This window comes from Pseudolactococcus reticulitermitis, assembly GCF_002260845.1.
GTDB classification, from domain to species: Bacteria; Bacillota; Bacilli; order Lactobacillales; family Streptococcaceae; genus Pseudolactococcus; species Pseudolactococcus reticulitermitis.
The window spans coordinates 62,486-82,231 of sequence record NZ_BEDT01000004.1 but is presented as its reverse complement, the minus strand read 5'-3'; the positions used below and the strand labels follow the sequence as shown (position 1 = coordinate 82,231).

Sequence of the window (19,746 nt, the reverse complement as noted above, 5' to 3'; positions counted from 1 at the left end):
TTCTATTTTTAATAGTTATATATCTGGTGATACTGCTGCTGTCCAAAGCAGTCTAAATGAATATTTCTCATTTAAAAGTCCAGCATCGTCAGGGATATGTAACTCTATCGCGTTAGCATCCCAAACATAAGTTGAAACAGCTTTCCCGCGTGTTTCTAAATCCCCCTTTGTACGCCAAACTTCTAACGGTGTTGTATCAGTGACGTAACCACCAAAATTTTCAAAATTCGATGTGTCAACTGTTGCACTATCTTGATTCAACTCATTTCTTGCGTCACCTTTTGGAAACCAGAGCATTGCGCCATCCACTTTATGGGAACCACTAGCAGAAGAAATCTTGTCTTGCAGTTGCACACTAATGTGCCAATCAGTAGATGATTGATCACGATTATCCACCATTTGTAAAAAAAAGTTGTCATCTTCGTAAAATGCAGCATTCCCATGCGAACGATAAACTGAAACACCTTCTGTATCTCTAATCACACCAAATGATAAATTCGCAGGTACATGAGACAAGCCGAAGTCTGTTGCCTCATTGCAACTTAAAAGTTTCGGATTCGCTTGTGTCGCTAGCGAATGATTCTGTTCATTATCATCTTCGAAAGTGTCGATAAGGCCTTCCTTCCCTATAAATGGTTTTCTCGGATCCTTTGGATTACGCGGAGAACTGACTACTTTTTTTTGTGTAAACACAATGCCAGTTTCAGTTGTTTCTTGATTTATCGCATCGGCGTTAGCAAGTAATGACCCACTTAATAATACAGAAGATAGCACAACCAAAATTGTCTTTTTCATCCTAATCCCCCTTTTTTAATAGTAGTTTTTTTAATAAAACAATCATCTCATGGCTGTTATTAATTGAATACACAACCTAAATATTGTAATTTTGTGTATGTATATTAGAATACCACTTTTTTTTAAAAAGAGTTTCCATTAAAAGACCCCAAAAAATCCCTGAAAAGAGGTAAAAAATAAGGTCTCCATTGAAATAAAGGGCTGATTACTCAAATCCCTTAAAATAAAAAGAAGTACTAATAATAAATATTTCCCCTTTTTATAAAAATTTTATATACTAATTTAATATAACCAGAAATGATGGAGACACTTTATATGGAAACTTTTCTATTAGACAAACAATATAAACATATTTTAGAAATTGTTAGTCAAGTTAGCAAGAAGCCTACAAAAGAGATCTCTTTTAACGACTTAGAGACTGAACTTAATCTCACCAAAAAAACAATCAAAGCTTATCTTGATACCTTATTAACATATTGTGAAAAAAATGATTTAAAAACCTTTATACTGGAAAAAGGCAAACTCAAAATGTTATTGAAAACAAACTTTAACTTTTTTGACTTATATCATTATTTTATTCAAAAATCTGTCAAATATCAGATTATCATGAGTATTTTAACGAATCCAAAAATCACTTTTACAGAGTTATATCTTAATTTAAAACTCAGCAGATCCAACGCTTCTCTCCACATCAAACAATTAAATGACTTTCTTAAACCTTATCACTGCAAAATTAGTTTTCTTCAAGACAATCCACTCCAAGGTGAAGAACACCAAATTAGATTTCTATATTACAACCTACTTCTAGGTTGTAATATAGATCAGATTATCACGACTTCCTCAAGCCTTGATCAAGTTATGCAACTCATATTAGACGTTGTCCCACATATCACGCATACTACCCTATCAAAAATAAGATTAGGTTTTTATATTTTTCAAATGTCTAGTAAATTTGGCTTTTTTATAAACTCAGAAGAGGATTTTATAATACAAGACTCTCCTTTTATTAAATATGATGACTTTTTCAAAAAAATAGATAGCTTTGCATTTTTAAACGACTGTCCTGATTTGCAAACAAAACAAACAGAATGCCGCTACTTATATTTTCTCTTTTGTCGTGCCAATATACTCACGCCAGAGGAGTGTGAGCAATATCTGCTTCAAATCCCATCCAACCATTCTCCTAGCATTCAATATTTCCTGACGCAATTTCAAGAGAAATCTCAGCTATCATTAAAACAACATGAAATCAAATACCTAACCTATAATTTAGCGCTTTTTCATCGTGAAGCTACTATTTTTAGAGGTCGCGCCAAAACACTTGACTTGGTGAGAAGTGTCGAAAAGTTTAATAGAGTTGATGACACTGTCCCTAAACTTATCAAAAAGTTTACTAAAAGTCTCCCTAAGGAAAATGACGAAATTAAATCACTTATCCAAAACTTCCCCAGTTTATGGCATTACTATACAATCTTATTGTGGATTCTTTCAGCGAAGCATCACCAACCCATCAAACTTCTAGTACAAAGTAGTATTTCCTCGCTTCATCGACAAGCACTTATCACTCAAATTATCAATAGCACCTCATCTCCAATCGAGATTTATACTTATGAACAGTTAGATGGTGAAAAGCCTGATGGTATTGTTTCTAATCAGCCACCTGAAAAAACTCTTCAAGATGTTCCCTTTTTTCCAATCTCTTTGTTTTACATGGACTGGCATAATAGAGGTAACTTGGCGCTCTTTATTAAGCAGCTCGAAACGAAAAAACGAGCTGATAAAGGATAGTCAAAGATACAATATGGTGCCTTGATTATTTAATCGGCAAATCAAAGAAAACTAAAAGGACGAGCAAAACAGCTCATCCTTTTAGTTTTCTTTGATCTACTCTATAATAAAGATGAATGAAACGCCACTACTCGTCTGCTTTATGGATTAACAATCTCAGCTGAGACTTCTTTTCCTTTCTCCAGTTTAACCAGATAAGCTGATTTGACTGGATCGTGATTTTGATCGACGGTGATAGTACCAGTCACACCCTCGAAATTCTTGATTTTAGCAAGGCCAGTGGCAACATCTACTGAGGTTTTAGCTTTTTCAGCGGTTGCAGCGCTCTTGACCATCATGACTGCGTCGTAGGCGCAGGCAGCATAAGCTGAGGGCTCTTCGCCGTATTTAGCCTTGTAGTTTTTGATGAAGGCTTCCGTTTTGGCATTAGCTGGCTTCAAGCTTGAAAACCCTGAGACAAAGTAGATGTCGTTCGCCGCATCAGGTCCTGCTAGCTTCGAGAAAGTTGGATCAGCGAGGACGTCCCCACCGATGACCGGTACGTTAATGTCTAGTTCACGCGCCTGTTTGACCAAAATCCCAGCCTCTTGGTAGTAGCCTAGGACAAGCAAAGTGCCAAATTTTTCTTTCGATAGTTTAGATAATTGCGCTTGAAAATCTTTGTCGCCCGCCTGGTAGGTCGCGACATCGACAATCTGACCCTTATAATTATCTTTGAAATTTTGGTAGAGACCTTTGGCATAATCTGACGAATTATCATAGTAAACGGCAACACTGTCCGATTTCAAGGTATCTGTGACAAAATCTGAAATGACCTTGCCTTGGAACGAGTCTGGGAAAATAGCACGAAAAACAAATTTTTCGACCTTATTACCTTGATGGGTCAACTCATCATTGGTTGAAGTTGGCGCAACGATAGGCACTGCGAACTTATTAGCGTTAGGGATCATGGCCTTTGTTTGCGATGAGGCGTTGGTCCCAATGACGGCATTGACCTGATCATTTGACATCAAATTAGCGGCGACTGTCGCAGATTCAGCATTATCAGACTTGTTATCTTTCTTAATCACTTCGACTTTTTTACCGTTAATGCCGCCAGCTGCATTGATTTCCGCGACAGCCATATCAGCCCCACGCTCGCCAGCTTTCCCATAAGCTGCGACGGCACCTGTCATTTCAATGTCATAGCCCAGTTTAAACGTTTTCCCAATTCGATTACCCGTCGTGTTGGTTGAGGCACCAGGCGCTGCACTACAAGAAGTCAGAACGAGAACTGCTGCTACAGCCGTTAAACCGACGAGAACTTTTGACAATTTTTTCATGATTTTCTCCTATATAAATCGGGCAAGACATCCGTAAATATTTTAACTATTATTTTATCAATTTTCAGAAAGTTGTCAAGCAAATTTCTGTATATATCAAAAAAACGTTTAAATTTCACTTTAAACGTTCGTGTTTTACTGCCATTTTATCTCTATTTTTTGACAAAAGATAAGATTCCATAAAATTATTTGACAATCTCAGCGGAAGCTTCCTTACCATCTTCTAATTTCACCATAACTGCTGATTTAACAGGATTATGATTTTGATCGATGTCAATCGTGCCTGTCACACCAACCAATCCCCTGACTTTAGCCAAAGCCTGAGCCAATTCTGCAGAATTTTTGACTTTGCCATCTTCTGCCGCTTGCTTAATCATGTAAACCGCATCGTAGGCACAGGCCGCAAAAGCTGATGGTTCGCTATTATAGGCTTTTTGATAGGCCTTGATAAATGTTGTTGTTTTATCGTTAAACGGTGCTTTTGTCGAGAAGCCTGCAACATAATAGACATTTGTCGCAGTACTACCTGCTAACTCGGTATAAGTCGGGTCAGAGATCCCATCTCCACCAACAATCGGTTGGTCCAAGCCCATTTCACGTGCCTGTTTGGTAATAAGACCACCCTCAGCATAGTAACCGATGAGCACAATCGCATCAAATGATTTATTTTTCACTTTAGTCAAGGCTGCTTGGAAATCCTTATCGCCTGCTTGGAAGCTCAAAGTATCAACAATATCGCCTTGATAATTAGACTTGAAAGTCTCTAAAATCCCACGGGCATAATCTGACGAATTATCATAATAAACAAGGACTTTACTAGCTTTCAAAGTCGTTTCAGTGTAATCTGCAATGACTTTCCCTTGGAAGGCATCTGGGAAAATCGTCCGGAAAATGTAAGGCTGTACTTTACCTTTTTTAACCGTTAAACTATCATTGGTTCCTGTCGGTGTGATTAATGGCACTTGCGCTTTGGTCACGTTTGGTGTCGCAGCAAGTGTCCCACCAGATGACATTGGGCCAATGATGGCAGCGACCTTATCATTGCTGGTCAGGTTGGCAGCAACCGTTGCAACTTCGCCGTTATCAGTCTTGTTGTCTTTCACGACTAATTCAATTTTTTTGCCGTTGATGCCACCTTTAGCATTGATTTCATCTGCTGCTAATTGGACGGCATTTTTTTCGGCATTACCAGGTGCTGCATAGGCGCCTGACAATTCCATGTCTAAACCGATTTTAAAGGTTTTACCAATCGGATTTCCTTTTGCTGCGCCATTTTTTGCCGCACCTGGCGCACTGCTACAGGCAGCTAAAGTCAAAAGTGACGCCGCTGCAAGTCCTAATATTGCAATTTTTTTCATTTCTTCTCCTATTGTAACGCATAAATCACAAAGCCTTTGACTTTGTGAGATAGATATATTTCGTGATTAATCTGGTTTGACAAGTGTTGCTGATGCTTCTTTACCGTTTTCAAGTTTCACGACAACGGCATCTTTGACAGGGTTATGGTTTTTATCGACGGTAATGTCGCCAGTCGCCCCTTTAAAGTCTTTGAGTTTGGCAAGTCCGTCTTTAACATCCACTGACGTTTTAGCTTTTGTATCTTCGGCTGCTTGTTTCACCATGTAAACCGCATCGTAAGCCAGTGCGTCAAACATTGACGGCTCAGATTTATATTTGGCTTGGTAAGCCGCGATAAACTTCGTTGTCGTCTCGTTAGCGAGGGCTTTAGCTGAATAGCCTGATACATAGTAGACATTGGTCGCTGCCGCATCGCCAGCAAGTGTGATGAAAGTTGGATCCGCAAAGCCATCACCACCTAGGATGGCTTGGTCTATCCCAAGTTCACGCGCTTGTTTGGTAATCAAACCTGTTTCATTGTAATAACCCGGCATGACGATGGCGTCGAAATCTTCACCTTTAATCTTCGACAAGGTTGCTTGAAAATCCTTATCCCCAGATTGGAAAGTTACTTTATCAACGATTTTACCATCATAAGTTTTCTCAAATGACTTGGCAATCCCTTTGGCATAGTCAGACGAATTATCATAGTAAAGCACGACTTTTTTAGCCTTGAGTTCATTGGTGGTATAGTTAGCCAGGACTTTCCCTTGGTAGCTATCTTGGAACGTCGACCGGAAAATAAACTCATTCACTTTGCCATTCGTCACGGTCAGCGTGTCGTCTGTTCCTGCCGGTGTGACCAATGGGACTGCACCTTTTGTAATGTTTGGCGTCATTGATTTAACCGCACCTGATGTCATTGAGCCAATCACAGCATTGACCTTATCATTGTTAATGAGGTTAGATACAACCGTTGCGGCTTCGGCATTGTCAGACTTGTTATCTTTTGAGACAACTGTGATTTGTTTGCCGTCAATACCGCCTGCTTTGTTGATTTCATCAACTGCTAGATTCGCACCATTTTTACCGGCATTACCATAAGCTGCAACACCACCTGAAAGCTCAAGGTCATAGCCTAATTTAAAGGTTTTGCCAATTTCTGTGCCTTTTGAAGCTGCTGAATTCGCACCTGGTGCTGCCCCACAAGCTGTCAATGTCAAAGCAGCTAAACCTGCTGCTGCGACGATGCCTAAAGATTTAAATTTCATACTCGTTTCTCCTTAATCTAGTTCATAAACCGCAACGCCGGTCAACGCCGAACCGTGTGATTGCCTATTTTCATACAGCGTAGGTGCGGTTTAACACCTTTTGTCTCGTCTCATTGACTTAAACAAATAACAATCATAATATTCAGAAAATTCTCTCTTACTTACTATACAAAATTATCTGAAAATTGTCAACAATAATATCCCATAAATTTTAAACGATTAATCTGCCAGCATTTCCGATAGATTGTCCGCAGGTTTGCCAAGCACGCCCATTGTCAAAGATAAGAGGGGAATCACGATGAAAAGCCAGTGCCCAAGCTGCGGTTGAAACCAAGCGAAAAGTGTCAGAAAAGCATTTGCCATGAGCGTTGTCATCAAGCGTACTCGCGCCAGTTCCCGCTGGAGTTTCCAAATCGTAGGCGTCTTTTTATACTGGATTTTACCCACTTCATAGCCAATCAAAACCTGCAACAGCCTGACGGCAAGCACGGTCAGACCGAAATTTAACATGGCAAAGGAAGTCACATCATCCATAATCCATTTGGTTAACAAAGGAATCATGGCAAGCATGCCCAGCTGCACAAAATCAATGACGATAATCTTATCTGAAACCTCACGAACGCCATCAAATAACCGATGGTGATCAAACCAGAGGTCTGCGACGATAAAAAAGCTAATCAGAAAGACGATAACAGCCGAGACAAAGTCCTGATAGGTATGCCCTTCCCTAGGCACCGGAATCTCTAAGAGCATAATCGTGATGATAATCGCCACCACCGCATCGGTAAAGACCTCCCAATGCTCTTTCAGCCGCACGCGCCGCTCTGTTTCACGCGCCTTATCGTGCTCGCCTATCAGACGGTGAATTTCCGCATCAGACTTACCCGCAAACTCGGGATTGTTGGTGATAAATTCATTTTTAATCGCCTCTCGCATCGCTGCAAGCTCTTTCCCATGCGCTTTTGCTAGTCTTGGATAAGTTTCTTTTGACATTTCTGACCTCTTTCATCGGCTCACTTTATCTCTTTTTCGTATCTAGGATAATGGTGACTGGCCCATCATTTTCTAATGTGATTTGCATATCCGCCCCAAAGACACCCGCTTTTGTTGGGATTTCGGCAGACAAACTCGCATTGAACTGTTCATACATGGCCTGTGCAAAGTTCGGCTTACCCGCACCAGAAAAACTCGGTCGATTGCCTTTTTTCGTCTCCGCAAATAGCGTAAACTGAGAAATTGACAAAATAGCACCATCAGGAATAGCTTTGACGGACAGGTTCAGCTTATCCTGCTCATCCGAAAAAATGCGCATATTGACAATCTTTCTGACTGCATAGGCCATATCTTCAACCGTATCGGCATCTTCGACACCGACCAAAAGCAACAAGCCTTGTTGGATTTCTGAGATAATGGTTTGATTGACAGAGCAGCTGGCACGTTTCACGCGCTGAATCACGATTTTCATACCTTCTATTTTATCATGTTTTGAGCGCCAATCAGAAAATAAACCTAAAAATCTAGAAACTGGACAGATTAAAACACTCCGATGCGTCCATCAGAGTGTTTTATGGTAAAAAAGGGAATTTGATGAGGTTCAAAGGGGGAAAGAATCCTCACCATTCGTAATGAGCTCACTACTACACTATTAATTATATCTTATTTGCTAAGTAATTGCTAATAATAAGTTAACTTTTTTCGATTTTTTTCAACTTAACCATTCGTGCGTTTGACGCTATAAACATCTGGTACCATTTTGATCTTATCGACAACGGTTGTCAGCTCTGACAAATTTTTAATGCCAAGTTGAACGTGGATATTCGCCATCTTCAAATCCTTGGTCGGCTGCGCATTAATCGAAATCAAATTTTTCGTCGTGTTCGACAGGACTTGCATGACATCATTGGCGATGCCTGTCCGGTTAAAGCCAAAAATATCAATATTCGCCACGTAGTCCTTATTCCCCGTCTGTTCTTCCCACTCAACAGGAATCAGACGATTCTCATAGTCTTCTTGGCTTTTCACGTTTTGACAGTCGCTACGGTGAATCGAGACGCCACGGCCTTTGGTGATATAACCGACAATGGCATCACCTGGGACTGGATTACAGCACTTGCTCATGCGAATCAGCAGGCTATCAATCCCAGCGACATTGACCCCGCCATCATGGCGAATCTTCATGACATCGCCCTTGGTTTTCACCTCGCCGTTCATCAGCTCTTCCGCCTCTTTACGGGCTTTTTCGCGCTCGATTTCGCGGCGCTCATTTTCGGTCAATTTGTTAAAAACGGTCACAACACCCGTTTCACCGAAACCGATAGACGCATAGAGAGACTCCGCATCTCTGAAATTGAGGCGATTACAGAGCGGCTCGAGGTGTTTTCTATCCAGATATTGATTCGCGACAAAGCCATGCTCTTGCAGATATTCCTGCAACATCTCGCGACCTTTGTTAATCGACAACTCCTTATCTTGATTTTTGAAGAATTGCTTGATTTTATTGCGGGCTTTATTGGTTTTAACCAGCTTAATCCAGTCACGACTGGGGCCAAATGACGTTTTATTGGTCACGATTTCGACGACATCACCTGTTTTTAAGACATGGGTGAGTGGCGTCATCCGACCGTTGACTTTAGCACCGACGGCTTTATCTCCGACCTGTGTATGAATGGCATAGGCGAAATCAATCGGCCCTGACCCTGCTGGCAATTCTTGGACAGCACCTGCGGGTGTGAAGACGTAGATTTTTTCAGACAGGATGTCTTCTTGAACGGCTTTGACAAAATCTTGGGCGTCATTTGACTCGTCTTGTAATTCGACTAGCTCATGGATCCAGTTAAGGTTTTGTGTGATTTCATTGGCAGAGACTTTATCCTTACGACCTGCTTTATAAGCCCAATGGGCGGCCACACCATACTCGGCAATCTCATGCATTTCCCGTGTCCGAATTTGGAACTCCATGGGGCCTTTGGGACCGTAGACGGTCGTGTGCACCGATTGGTAGCCATTGGCCTTAGGGTTGGCGATGTAATCCTTGAAACGCCCCGGCATGGGTTTCCAGAGGTCATGAATATAGCCCAAGGTCGTATAGACATCGCTCGTCGTCTCTAAAATACAGCGAACAGCAATCAGGTCATAAAGCTCGTCAAAGCGTTTTTTCTTGTCGTGCATTTTCCGGTAGATGCTGTAAATATGCTTGGGACGACCATAAATTTCGCCGACGACGCCTGCTTTTTCAGTATAATCTTTAAGTTTTGATGTGACTTCTTCAACCAAACGTTCTCGATCCGCACGTTTTTCCTTCATTAAACCTCTGATGCGGTAAAACTCGATTTCATCAAGATAGCGAAAAGAGAGGTCTTCCAGCTCCCATTTGATCCGAGAAATCCCGAGTCTGTGGGCTAAGGGTGCATAAATCGCCATCGTTTCTCGGGAAATGCGTTTTTGTTTGTCGGGGCGCAGATGTTTGAGCGTCCGCATATTGTGCAGGCGGTCAGCTAATTTAACCAAAATCACGCGCATATCTTTGGACATGGCCATGAGCATTTTGCGGTGGTTTTCTGCCAATTGCTCCTCGTGGGATTGATACTCCACTTTACCGAGCTTGGTCACGCCGTCCGTGATAATTCTGACATCATGCCCAAATGCCACCTCCAAGTCATCTAAGGTGCTTTCTGTATCTTCGACGACATCATGCAAAAAGCCACAAGCGACGGTAACCGCATCAAGTTTCAGCTTGGCTAAAATCCCCGCCACTTGAATCGGATGAATGATATAAGGTTCGCCTGACTGGCGATACTGCTCTTTATGCGCATTGGTTGCGTATTTGAGCGCTTTTTTAACCAGAATAATATCGCGCTCATTCATATAGCGTTCAGTTAAAGCGACAACTTCCGCGCCGGTAAGATTTGGTTCACTTGCCATATTTTTAAATTTGAGCCAACTTAGACTTAGTCGAAACTCAATCCTTCCTAAATTGATGATAATTATTACCATTTTAACACTTTTTGGAGATAAGAAAAAGGCTTGCGCCTTGATTATGATTCTTTTGGACTAACAAGTATTTTCCCTTTTTAATACAAAGAGGTCAGCGTTACGTGGATTTCAGTAAATCGTAAAGTGTCTCTTCTTCAGTTGCTTTATGCTTTTTCTGATGATAAATTTTTATAGCATTAAGTAATTTGTCCGGATCTTCAAAGTATTCTTTTACAAATTGATAACTTTTTACACTTTTCATTTTTAATTTTTTTTGGAAAAGTCACTTGGCTTCTCTTTAGATTTCAGAAATTCTTGATACTTATCTTCTGAAATAATGATCAAAATTTCTATTTCAGGTGCCGTAATCACATTGTGAATATTAAGCTTTTCTTCGTATAATTTTGCTTTTCTGCGCGTCTTAAAACTAAATTGTTCTCTCCTTGAATCTAGTATTCTATACACGTCAACTTTTCCATCAAAATCTCTACCCAAATATTTTTCACAAAACTCATCAGCTGATCGAACCCTAATCGGACCATCTTCTAATAAATTTTCATCCGATTCTATTAATAACAGGGAATGATTGAGTAAAATTTCAATAATCGCTTCTTCTGCGGCTCCTTCACAGATGATCGCATTTCTATTCAATATATGCTCCTACTCAGAATATGCTCCTACTCAGAATATGCTCCTACTCAGATTTAGAGATTTTCTTGATCACTCTTTTTAACTTCATTTCGGCATCATATTTAGGAGCAGTATGACTGAGAATGCCTTTGATGAATTGATCACTTCTTCGAATATCGTTTCGTTTAAGTTCATCAGAAAGTTTTTTCAAGAAAATATTGTTATCTTTAGACACAATATAAATAGAATCATTTCTATCTAATGTATCAAGAAGTTCTGAATAATGAGTGGTGTAAACTAATACAGCACCTTCTGTATTTATTTTTCGATCAGTAAACAAATGAATTAAAGTCAATGCAATTTCTCTATTAAAATGATTTTCAAGCTCATCTATCAGCATAATGCCACCATTTTTCAAGGTTAAAATAGCACTCATAAAAACACCCAAGCCTTTTACTGTCCCAGAAGAAAGGATTGTATTTAATTCTGTTGGAGAATCCAGTATTACTATTTTTTCATCCCATTTAAACTTAAGCTCAATTTTAAAATCTTTTTCTCCTCGTTCTTCAACAATATCAAATTTCAAAAATTCTATGCTAGGATCAAGGAATTGAATGACTTCAAGTGGGACAGTGACAAAAGTACTTAGCATATTAAAATCAGTAAATCTTAGCATATTCCTATAATATAATTTTTTGTAGGTTTTAAGATTATAAAAAACGTTTAATAAACTGACATCTGAACTCAAAGCTAAGAAATCTTCCGACTTTCTATCTAGGATTTGGATTTTTTCATTTTCTTTCTTGTTAAAACAATATAAATCTTTCTTTGATCGAATACCTGCTGTGCTCTTTCTATAAAGTATTTCTTCGGATATAAAATATTTGTACTCATCATCAGAACTATCTTTTGTCCTTAATATTGTTACCTCTAATTTGTTTACAGATGCTTGACCATCAATATGACTATAAAAATAAACACTAATTTTCCCTTTTTGCTCAATACCTAAATTTAAAACATTGGAGTTATTAGAAAAAATGGATTGTAGCATTGGACTATTAATAGGTTTAGCTTGCATCAGACTCATAGTAAACGCTATCACATTAAAAATTTGTGTTTTACCAGCCGCATTTAATCCCGTAAAAGTCAAAGTTTTATTAAAATAAAAATTTTTAAATAAATGGATTAACTCATGTTTTTCGCTTTCTTTAACACGACTTTCTGTTAGAAAAGAAATTTCAGTCCCCTTTTTAAACAAAGGCAAATCTTCTATAACTATTTTTAGTAATTTCATGATATCCTCCTTACAGATTATCTCTTACTTCAAGTATATCGTATCATATCTCTCAACACTTTTTAACACTTAAATACAATATTATAGCAAATGTACTTTTACCGTTTTTTGAGATAAGAAAAAGGCTTGTGCCTTGATTCTCGTTTTCTTATGGGAAATGGTTGTGTCAATGATTACGTATGACCTCTGTTTATCGGCTGATAAATTTATCCCAACAATTCCGTATAAAATGAAATAGCAGACAAGACATACAGGGGTGCTGTCTCCGCACGCATAATCCGCGGCCCCAGACCGATTTTAACCGCACCGAGTTGTGTAAATTTCTCTATCTCCTCTGGTGACAGTCCGCCTTCTGGGCCAAAAATGACAAGCAGGTTTTGACCTGACTTTAATTGTGATAAGCGGTCAACAAAGGCTGCCGTTTCGCCTGTTTTAGCTGATTCTTCATAAGCAATCAAAACTTGGTCGTATCGGTCAAACTGGTCAGTTAAAGCTTTGAGATTGCTCAAAATTTCAGTCTCAGGAATCATCAGCCGTTTGGACTGCTCTGCGGCACCTTTGGCTATTTTTTCTAGGCGTTCTTGCTTTTTGGCGGCCTTCTTGGCATCTAGCTTGGTCACTGACCATTGCGCTGGATAGGCTAGAATGGCTTGCGCGCCGAGTTCTGTCGCTTTCTGCGTGATAAACTCTAATTTATCGCTCTTGGGAAGCCCCACAGCAATCGTCACGCCTAGGGGTAGCTCGACTGTTCTGGATAAAATTTTAAGGAGCGTCAAAGTCTCCTGTTCACCATTGACCTCAGCTAACGTAAGGGTTTGATCTGAAAAGACGACTTGAACCTTTTCTGCCGCCTGCGCCCGCATGACGGTGAAAAGGTGGTGGCTATCTGCTTTCTCAAGGCTAAAAGTGGCGCCAAGCTCTGGGCATTTTTGGTTTAAAAAATACTGTTGCATCTGCGTTTATCCTCCGATAACACTCGCGTCGTCATTTGCTTTCTGTAAAATGAGACAGTGCCACTCGCCTTGTTGCATCCGTGTCACAAGGGCAAACCCAGCCGCATGGCTTTTGTCCAAAATCATCTGTGATTTGCTGTCAATAATCCCGCTCATAATCAAGAAACCGCCGTCATACAGGAGGTTGTAGGCATCGTCAATGACGTTCATGAGAATGTCGGCTAGGATATTAGCGACGATGACATCCGCCTTTGTCGTCACGTTTTTGAGCAAGTCGCCGGGTTTAACGATGATGTTGGTCATATCCGGATTGAGCTGGATATTTTCTTCGGCAACTTTCACCGCCACCTCATCCAAATCGAAAGCATGGATGTTTTGAGCCCCTAGGAGATGCGCAGCAATAGACAAAACACCTGAACCCGTGCCGACATCTAGCAAAGTCTCACCACCCCGCAAGGTTTGCTCCAAGGCAAATAAAGAAAGTTTCGTCGTCGGGTGCGTCCCTGTCCCAAAAGCCATACCTGGATCCAAACGAATGATTTTTTCGTCGGCAGATGCTGGCGCATAATCCGTCCAAGACGGCACAATCGTCAAGCTGTGGGAAATCCGTGTCGGTAAGAAATACTGTTTCCAGCTATCTGACCAATCATTTTCAGCCAAACTTTGGGTGGTGACGGTAAACTCCCCAGGATTTAAGTCAAAGGCTAGAAGACCTGAAATCTGTGCCTTGACACTCTCAGCAATTTCAATGATTGACAGATTTTCAGGATAATAAGCCTTGATAATCACAGTCTCTAGCTGCTCAATCTCAGGTAAAATCTCACCAAATTTGTCCAGATTGTCCAGATAATCCTGTGTATCTTCAATGGCAACGCCTTGGGCGCCTGCATCGATTAAAATATTGCTGACGGCGTCCTCGGTTTCACGTGAAACCGTGACTGATAATTCATTCCAGTTAGTCATTGTTTATTTATTCCTTCAAATTATTCATTCTGCTTGGCAACACAAAAAAGCGACAAGTCTCGCTTTATTTTAAGGCTTCAAAACCTTGTGCCACCATATAAGCGCCAAACTCTTGCCCAGCTGCCTGCGCTTCTAAAATGTACTTGTTAATATCAGCATTTGAAAAATTGCCATCGTTGATATTCAACTCTCGCAAAGTCTGACGCGCTTCTGAGACGGTCATCACTTTTGCTGCCTCGCTAGATTGCTGTGACCATTGACTTTCCTCAGCCTCGCCATGTACGTGCTCTGACTCTGAAGCTGATGCCACGACTGAACTGCTTGACGACTCTAGCACCTGACTTGACGTTGATGATTGACTTGATTTTGAAACGGTTTGACTTACCTTACTTTTCGAAGTCGCTGACGATTTTTTAGTGTCTGACTTCTTACCGCCACATGCTGTGATGGTCATAATCGCGACCAATAAAATCGCTAATAGGCCTGTTATTTTTTTCATGTTCATTTTCTCCAAATTAATATCGAGGATAGGCAAAAAATGTTGTCTCCACCAGTTTTTCACGTCCTTTTTCAAAGCTTTCCAAATCAAATGTGCCTGCAAATTCTGCTTCGTCAGAACTCAAAAAGTCTGTCAAGGCATCCAATTCATTATCCGCTGTTTCTTGCAAGAAGGTCACAAAGTAGGCGATAAATTCTTGGGACAAGCCTTTTTTCGGCCCATAAGGAAAACTAGCCAGATAATCTTCAACTGCGATTTGAGATTTTGCCGGGTTATAAAAGACGACAGCATCTTCAAATGAGATGTTCTCGCTCGAAGCTTCAGTATCATCTTCCGTATCCGTCACAGCCACACCCGGATTTTCAACATCGAGCAGATAAAAAATCTCCACCGCATGGTTTTTCTTATCCCAGTTAATCTCGTAATCGTATGTGAACGCTTTTGCTAAAGCTTTATCTAAGGCATCTAAAAAACCATATTTTGACATATTTCTCCTTTATGGGTGTCTATCATCACGACTCTAAATTGCTTTCAACCCTTTAAAAAATGCTATAATGTCATTATAACACATTTACTAGGAGCCTAAGATATGCAAGCAAATTTGGCGCGGCGTTTGAGACCGCGAACGATAGATGAAATCATCGGCCAGCGCCATCTTGTCGGCGAAGGCAAAATCATTCGGCGAATGGTTGAAACCAAGCTACTCAGTTCCATGATTCTCTACGGTCCTCCCGGTATTGGGAAGACCTCGATTGCCTCTGCTATTGCGGGGACGGCAGATATGGCTTTTCGCACCTTTAATGCCACCTCTGACAAAAAAACAAAATTACAAGAAATTGCGGCGGAAGCCCAGTTTTCAGGGCAACTCGTCCTCCTTTTGGATGAAATCCATCGTCTGGATAAGCCTAAACAAGATTTTTTATTACCACTCCTTGAAAATGGTGAGATTATCTTGATTGGGGCGACGACTGAGAATCCTTATTTTAGCGTGGTCCCAGCCATCCGGAGTCGTGTTCAAATTTTCGAGCTGAAACCCCTGACGCCCGAGGATATTGCGGTCGCAGTCGATCGTGCCATCTCTGATGCTGATCGTGGCTTTGACTTTGACGTCACGCTGGACGAAGACGCCAAACAGTTTCTAATCCATTCGACAAATGGTGATGTTCGTTCCGCTTTGAATTCACTAGAGCTTGCCGTTTTATCAAGTTCTGACCACCATGTGACCTTGGATGATATGGCAAACTCCCTGCAAAAATCGGCAGCGACTTTTGATAAGGACGGCGATGCCCATTACGATCTCTTATCTGCCTTGCAAAAGTCGATTCGTGGTTCTGATGTCAATGCCAGCCTGCACTATGCCGCACGTTTAATTGAGGGTGGCGATTTGCAAAGTCTTGCGAGGCGGCTCATGGTCATCGCCTATGAAGATATTGGGCTGGCCAATCCCGACGCTGGCGCTCGGACGGTCACAGCGGTCACAGCGGCTGAACGGCTAGGTTTTCCAGAATCTCGAATTCCATTGGCAAATGTCGTAGTTGACCTAGCCTTGTCCCCTAAATCCAATGCTGCCTATATCGCCATGGATACCGCCATCGCTGATTTGCATAAACATGGCGTCTTGCCCATCCCGCCACATCTGCAAGATGGGCACTATGCGGGGGCTAAAAAACTGGGGCGGGCAGAGGATTACCAGTATCCACACAATTTTCCAGGTCATTGGGTCGACCAACAGTACCTACCTGATAAGTTAAAAAATGCTGACTATTTTCATTCTGACGGCTTAGGTAAATACGAACGCGCCCTACAACTCAGGCAAGAAGAAATTAATCGGCACAAAAATAAATAATAGATAACAGCTAAAGGAGGCAAATGACTGATCTACTTTTACAAGCCAAAACGCGACTTCTAGAAGCTGAACTGGCCTTTAATCAAGCTTCAGACAAACTCAATATCGTCATGCTTCGTTTAGAAGAAGCTAAAAAAGAGAGTGCTGAAGCTCAAAAAAATTTCGAAACTAAAACTTTAAATTACTCTCTCGCCATTCAACATGCCAATACTTTAGAGCTGCAACCCCACTTATCAGAAAAAGCGCTCATCACGGCTAATCATGACCTTGACGTTGCCAAAAAAGCATATGATGCTGCGCAAATGAGCAATCAGACTCAAAAATCTAATAGTCAAACTGCTTTTTATGCAGTCGTTCAAGCGCAAGCCACCTACGATGAGACTAAGCTTGAACTTGATGGTGCAACCTATGATTATGAGCGTATCTTGCGTGAGCGAAAATTACCTTTGATTGGGGAAGATGAGTTTGCTGAACAGGATGAGACCCCTCCTGAAAACATTGATTTTTTGGTCAATTTTCTCAACCAATATCCCTTGCCCGATTATACGCAAAATAATGGCATTACCACAGATGATGCCACTGGGATTATCTACGATTCAAGTATCCCTTTTGAAAAACGCCCAGCCCTAGATGGGCCGCTACCTTTTGAAAATCAACCACCTATCGACAAAGCAGCGTCTGAAACACTTCGGACAGGCCATATCACTTGGGATTTCGATTCCCCTAATCAACCAGATAATGAAATGGAGCATTAAGCATGACTAGAGACGAATTAGAACAACGCATCCGAACAGAATTGAATTTACCACATTTTAAAGCCCAAATTGACGACAATCGTGAGTATAGTGAAGACGACTACCAGGAATTTAAAAACAGCTTGGTCAATTATTACAAAGCCTACGTGCAAGATATTGACACTGATTTTCAAGGTGGTCTTGACTGATTTAAATCAAAAATACGCCCTAAAAGTTTGGGTTTCCCAACTTTTGAGGCGTATTTTTTTACTCTAAACTTTAAGCTGCAAAGACAATCCGTCTGGTCGTTTCATCAATACAGGTTTGCAGGACGATACGTTCACCACCACCGATTGAGGTAATTTCACCATACATAGACTCACCTGTCTGAACGTTATTACCATTTGTATCAACGACTGCAATTTTGTAGATCGTGTAATTAAAGGCTTGACCATTTGCATCATAAGCAGTCACCACACCACCATTACTTAAATTGATGACAGGATCGAAAGCACCCCAGTGATGCCCGATAAAGTGCGTATTGAGACCATCTGTTCCAGAATATGGTGTCGCACCTCCCCAAGTTGACGCAATACCTCCCGGATTTGCATCAATAACGGCCTGACCACCACTCATGCCACCGTTTTGAAACGGAATATTTATGCCGAGCATTGACAATACATCTGCCGTCACTTGTGCTGGTACAGGCGCTGGCGCTGGTGGTGGTGCTGGAGTAGCCGGCGCTGGAGCTGCTGGCTGCGCATCAGTATCAGCTGGAGGTGCTGGATCTGAAACAGGAGTAGGCTGTACTGCAGGTTCAACTAATTTAGGCTCATTGTTAGTATTTTGCGTCACTTTTTCAGCTTCTTGCTGCTCTGTATAGCGTTGATTGAAGCGTAAATCAATATTAATTTGTCTTGATTCTTTATCTTTTTTAGTATCACCTTTTTCTCTTGCTAATACTTGTGTTGAAACAACAAAATTAGCCAAAAGTGCCAATGTGACCGTCATTATTTTTAAACTTTTCTGAATTTTCATTTCATCACCATGACCTTTCAATGATTATTCAATTATTTTTTTGCGACACCTTTCACTACTGTGAAACTTTTATCTAGAAGTTCAAATTCTCCTGGAATATTTTTTGAGATGTATACTTCTTTATTTTTGGTAATAAAGATAGCGTCTAATTCATCGTGAGCATTGACGTATTTCATCCCTTTTTCAAGCCCCATGTTCATCAGGGCATTACTATAAGCATCATCATGATAGGGCGTATCACCAACCATGGTCACGCTCAATAAATCTGTTTCTACTGGATAGCCCGTCTTAGTATCAAATAAGTGAGAATAAACTTTGTCTCCAACCTTTAGATAGCGCCCATAATAGTTCGTGGTATTAAAACTCGTATGGTGGCTGGCTACCACGCCTACTAAAGGACTGTCTTGACTTTCACCTAATGTTGGATTGGCAACCCCAACCTCCCAAGCACCGTCTTCACGATCTGGGTTTTTACCTATCGTATAAGCATGACCACCTAGGTTGACAACTGCAGTCGTCACCCCTCTAGCTTTAAGGGTTTCCAATAATTGCGCTCCAATAAAGCCTTTACCAATACCGTCAGCCTCAATCATCATCCCTTTTTTCTTGAGAAAGACCGTCTGATTTTTAGCATCTAACACGATATCATCAACGTTTACTTTGTCTAATGTTGCTTTGATTAATTCCTCTGAGGGAACTTGAGCATCCGAAAAACCAATATGCCAAAGATGTGTCATCACACCAACAGCTGGATTATAGTAGCCATCAGAAGTCTGAGCATATTTATCTAGCGCCTTAACTAATTCAAAGGTGATTTTTGATACCTTAACTGGTGCGATGCCTGCTTGGGCATTGACTTTATCTAGCTCGCTTTCACCTTGCTCATAAATTTCGAACTTCGCCGCTAACTCCTTGAGTTGTTTTCTAGCAACTTCAAAATCCGCCTCACCATGTCCTTTGTCATAAATCAAAATTTCAACGTACGTACCCGTTGCAAACTCTTCATTTTTATAAGGCTCTTTCATCAGCTCGACTTTTTTTTCTGGTGCTTTTTTAGAGCTATCCTCCTTTTTTTGGCAACCAGAACTTGCAAGTAAAACTGGTACAATCAGCAACATCGCACCTAGTCGCCACTGCAATCTTTTTTTCATTCAACCTCTCCTTTCGGTATCTCTATCCCCTCATCATGAAAACGTTTTCGTTTGTCTCTTTATATTTTAACCTATTTTTCATATTATGACAACTAATATCCTATTCTGTACCTGTTAGCCTAAATTTGACATCACCTATCTCCTAGGTTAAA

The 19,746-nt window shown here is 40.8% G+C and carries 19 protein-coding genes; 4 read left to right on the top strand and 15 right to left on the bottom strand.

What is annotated here, in order from left to right:
* Positions 1-15 precede the first annotated feature (15 nt).
* Entirely contained in the window at positions 16-795 is a 780-nt protein-coding gene (locus tag RsY01_RS08000; RefSeq protein WP_094785035.1) for a WxL domain-containing protein, read from the bottom strand.
* 315 nt (positions 796-1,110) lie between these two features.
* Here RsY01_RS08000 and RsY01_RS07995 point away from each other — a divergent pair, with 315 nt between their 5' ends.
* The gene (locus RsY01_RS07995) at positions 1,111-2,583 is read left to right on the top strand and encodes a helix-turn-helix domain-containing protein (protein WP_157905802.1); all 1,473 of its coding nucleotides are present in this window, start codon (positions 1,111-1,113) and stop codon (positions 2,581-2,583) included.
* Between the two features lie 140 nt (positions 2,584-2,723).
* Here RsY01_RS07995 and RsY01_RS07990 read toward each other — a convergent pair whose 3' ends face one another.
* From RsY01_RS07990 to RsY01_RS07935, 12 genes are all read right to left on the bottom strand, one after another.
* On the bottom strand, positions 2,724-3,905 hold the full coding sequence (locus RsY01_RS07990; protein WP_094785033.1) for an ABC transporter substrate-binding protein: 1,182 nt from the start codon (positions 3,903-3,905) through the stop codon (positions 2,724-2,726).
* Between the two features lie 185 nt (positions 3,906-4,090).
* Positions 4,091-5,263, bottom strand: coding sequence for an ABC transporter substrate-binding protein (locus tag RsY01_RS07985; RefSeq protein WP_094785032.1), 1,173 nt, complete (start codon positions 5,261-5,263; stop codon positions 4,091-4,093).
* A 66-nt stretch (positions 5,264-5,329) separates the two neighbouring features.
* Complete coding sequence (locus tag RsY01_RS07980) at positions 5,330-6,514, bottom strand: ABC transporter substrate-binding protein (RefSeq protein WP_094785031.1); 1,185 nt, start codon at positions 6,512-6,514, stop codon at positions 5,330-5,332.
* 219 nt (positions 6,515-6,733) lie between these two features.
* On the bottom strand, positions 6,734-7,507 hold the full coding sequence (locus tag RsY01_RS07975; protein WP_094785030.1) for a TMEM175 family protein: 774 nt from the start codon (positions 7,505-7,507) through the stop codon (positions 6,734-6,736).
* Positions 7,508-7,532: 25 nt separating this feature from the next.
* Complete coding sequence (dtd, locus tag RsY01_RS07970) at positions 7,533-7,979, bottom strand: D-aminoacyl-tRNA deacylase (protein WP_094785029.1); 447 nt, start codon at positions 7,977-7,979, stop codon at positions 7,533-7,535.
* Positions 7,980-8,224: 245 nt separating this feature from the next.
* Positions 8,225-10,435, bottom strand: coding sequence for a RelA/SpoT family protein (locus RsY01_RS07965; RefSeq protein ID WP_094785028.1), 2,211 nt, complete (start codon positions 10,433-10,435; stop codon positions 8,225-8,227).
* A 315-nt stretch (positions 10,436-10,750) separates the two neighbouring features.
* Positions 10,751-11,137: a hypothetical protein gene (locus RsY01_RS07960; protein WP_202971658.1), complete on the bottom strand. Its 387-nt coding sequence runs from the start codon at positions 11,135-11,137 to the stop codon at positions 10,751-10,753.
* 43 nt (positions 11,138-11,180) lie between these two features.
* Positions 11,181-12,410, bottom strand: coding sequence for an AAA family ATPase (locus tag RsY01_RS07955; protein WP_094785027.1), 1,230 nt, complete (start codon positions 12,408-12,410; stop codon positions 11,181-11,183).
* Between the two features lie 206 nt (positions 12,411-12,616).
* Positions 12,617-13,363: a 16S rRNA (uracil(1498)-N(3))-methyltransferase gene (locus tag RsY01_RS07950; RefSeq protein ID WP_094785026.1), complete on the bottom strand. Its 747-nt coding sequence runs from the start codon at positions 13,361-13,363 to the stop codon at positions 12,617-12,619.
* Positions 13,364-13,369: 6 nt separating this feature from the next.
* Positions 13,370-14,326, bottom strand: coding sequence for a 50S ribosomal protein L11 methyltransferase (gene prmA, locus RsY01_RS07945; protein WP_094785025.1), 957 nt, complete (start codon positions 14,324-14,326; stop codon positions 13,370-13,372).
* A 64-nt stretch (positions 14,327-14,390) separates the two neighbouring features.
* Positions 14,391-14,825: a hypothetical protein gene (locus RsY01_RS07940; RefSeq protein WP_094785024.1), complete on the bottom strand. Its 435-nt coding sequence runs from the start codon at positions 14,823-14,825 to the stop codon at positions 14,391-14,393.
* A 16-nt stretch (positions 14,826-14,841) separates the two neighbouring features.
* Positions 14,842-15,312 carry a DUF3013 family protein gene (locus RsY01_RS07935; RefSeq protein WP_094785023.1) on the bottom strand — a complete coding sequence of 157 codons (471 nt, stop codon included), beginning with the start codon at positions 15,310-15,312 and terminating at the stop codon, positions 14,842-14,844.
* Between the two features lie 102 nt (positions 15,313-15,414).
* Between RsY01_RS07935 and RsY01_RS07930 the strand changes: the two genes are divergently transcribed.
* The 3 genes from RsY01_RS07930 to RsY01_RS07920 are packed head-to-tail and all read left to right on the top strand — an operon-like array spanning position 15,415 to position 17,614.
* Positions 15,415-16,671 carry a replication-associated recombination protein A gene (locus tag RsY01_RS07930; protein ID WP_094785022.1) on the top strand — a complete coding sequence of 419 codons (1,257 nt, stop codon included), beginning with the start codon at positions 15,415-15,417 and terminating at the stop codon, positions 16,669-16,671.
* 23 nt (positions 16,672-16,694) lie between these two features.
* Positions 16,695-17,426 carry a hypothetical protein gene (locus RsY01_RS07925; protein ID WP_094785021.1) on the top strand — a complete coding sequence of 244 codons (732 nt, stop codon included), beginning with the start codon at positions 16,695-16,697 and terminating at the stop codon, positions 17,424-17,426.
* Between the two features lie 2 nt (positions 17,427-17,428).
* A complete protein-coding gene (locus RsY01_RS07920) occupies positions 17,429-17,614 on the top strand; it encodes a hypothetical protein (protein WP_094785020.1) in 186 nt (61 codons plus the stop codon).
* A 70-nt stretch (positions 17,615-17,684) separates the two neighbouring features.
* Here the strand turns inward: RsY01_RS07920 and RsY01_RS07915 are convergent, their stop codons facing one another.
* Both RsY01_RS07915 and RsY01_RS07910 read right to left on the bottom strand, forming a co-directional pair.
* Entirely contained in the window at positions 17,685-18,443 is a 759-nt protein-coding gene (locus RsY01_RS07915) for a sortase domain-containing protein (protein ID WP_133063202.1), read from the bottom strand.
* 32 nt (positions 18,444-18,475) lie between these two features.
* The gene (locus RsY01_RS07910) at positions 18,476-19,594 is read right to left on the bottom strand and encodes an FAD:protein FMN transferase (RefSeq protein ID WP_094785018.1); all 1,119 of its coding nucleotides are present in this window, start codon (positions 19,592-19,594) and stop codon (positions 18,476-18,478) included.
* Positions 19,595-19,746: the final 152 nt, after the last annotated feature.

Bases quoted from the DNA above. Each gene is read 5' to 3' on its own strand.
- RsY01_RS07950 (WP_094785026.1), bottom strand. From the start codon at position 13,363: ATGCAACAGTATTTTTTAAACCAAAAATGCCCAGAGCTTGGCGCCACT.
- prmA (WP_094785025.1), bottom strand. From the start codon at position 14,326: ATGACTAACTGGAATGAATTATCAGTCACGGTTTCACGTGAAACCGAG.
- RsY01_RS07980 (WP_094785031.1), bottom strand. From the start codon at position 6,514: ATGAAATTTAAATCTTTAGGCATCGTCGCAGCAGCAGGTTTAGCTGCT.
- RsY01_RS07990 (WP_094785033.1), bottom strand. From the start codon at position 3,905: ATGAAAAAATTGTCAAAAGTTCTCGTCGGTTTAACGGCTGTAGCAGCA.
- RsY01_RS07910 (WP_094785018.1), bottom strand. From the start codon at position 19,594: ATGAAAAAAAGATTGCAGTGGCGACTAGGTGCGATGTTGCTGATTGTA.
- dtd (WP_094785029.1), bottom strand. From the start codon at position 7,979: ATGAAAATCGTGATTCAGCGCGTGAAACGTGCCAGCTGCTCTGTCAAT.
- RsY01_RS07915 (WP_133063202.1), bottom strand. From the start codon at position 18,443: ATGAAAATTCAGAAAAGTTTAAAAATAATGACGGTCACATTGGCACTT.
- RsY01_RS07965 (WP_094785028.1), bottom strand. From the start codon at position 10,435: ATGGCAAGTGAACCAAATCTTACCGGCGCGGAAGTTGTCGCTTTAACT.
- RsY01_RS07920 (WP_094785020.1), top strand. From the start codon at position 17,429: ATGACTAGAGACGAATTAGAACAACGCATCCGAACAGAATTGAATTTA.
- RsY01_RS08000 (WP_094785035.1), bottom strand. From the start codon at position 795: ATGAAAAAGACAATTTTGGTTGTGCTATCTTCTGTATTATTAAGTGGG.
- RsY01_RS07955 (WP_094785027.1), bottom strand. From the start codon at position 12,410: ATGAAATTACTAAAAATAGTTATAGAAGATTTGCCTTTGTTTAAAAAG.
- RsY01_RS07930 (WP_094785022.1), top strand. From the start codon at position 15,415: ATGCAAGCAAATTTGGCGCGGCGTTTGAGACCGCGAACGATAGATGAA.
- RsY01_RS07985 (WP_094785032.1), bottom strand. From the start codon at position 5,263: ATGAAAAAAATTGCAATATTAGGACTTGCAGCGGCGTCACTTTTGACT.
- RsY01_RS07935 (WP_094785023.1), bottom strand. From the start codon at position 15,312: ATGTCAAAATATGGTTTTTTAGATGCCTTAGATAAAGCTTTAGCAAAA.
- RsY01_RS07995 (WP_157905802.1), top strand. From the start codon at position 1,111: ATGGAAACTTTTCTATTAGACAAACAATATAAACATATTTTAGAAATT.
- RsY01_RS07925 (WP_094785021.1), top strand. From the start codon at position 16,695: ATGACTGATCTACTTTTACAAGCCAAAACGCGACTTCTAGAAGCTGAA.
- RsY01_RS07975 (WP_094785030.1), bottom strand. From the start codon at position 7,507: ATGTCAAAAGAAACTTATCCAAGACTAGCAAAAGCGCATGGGAAAGAG.
- RsY01_RS07940 (WP_094785024.1), bottom strand. From the start codon at position 14,825: ATGAAAAAAATAACAGGCCTATTAGCGATTTTATTGGTCGCGATTATG.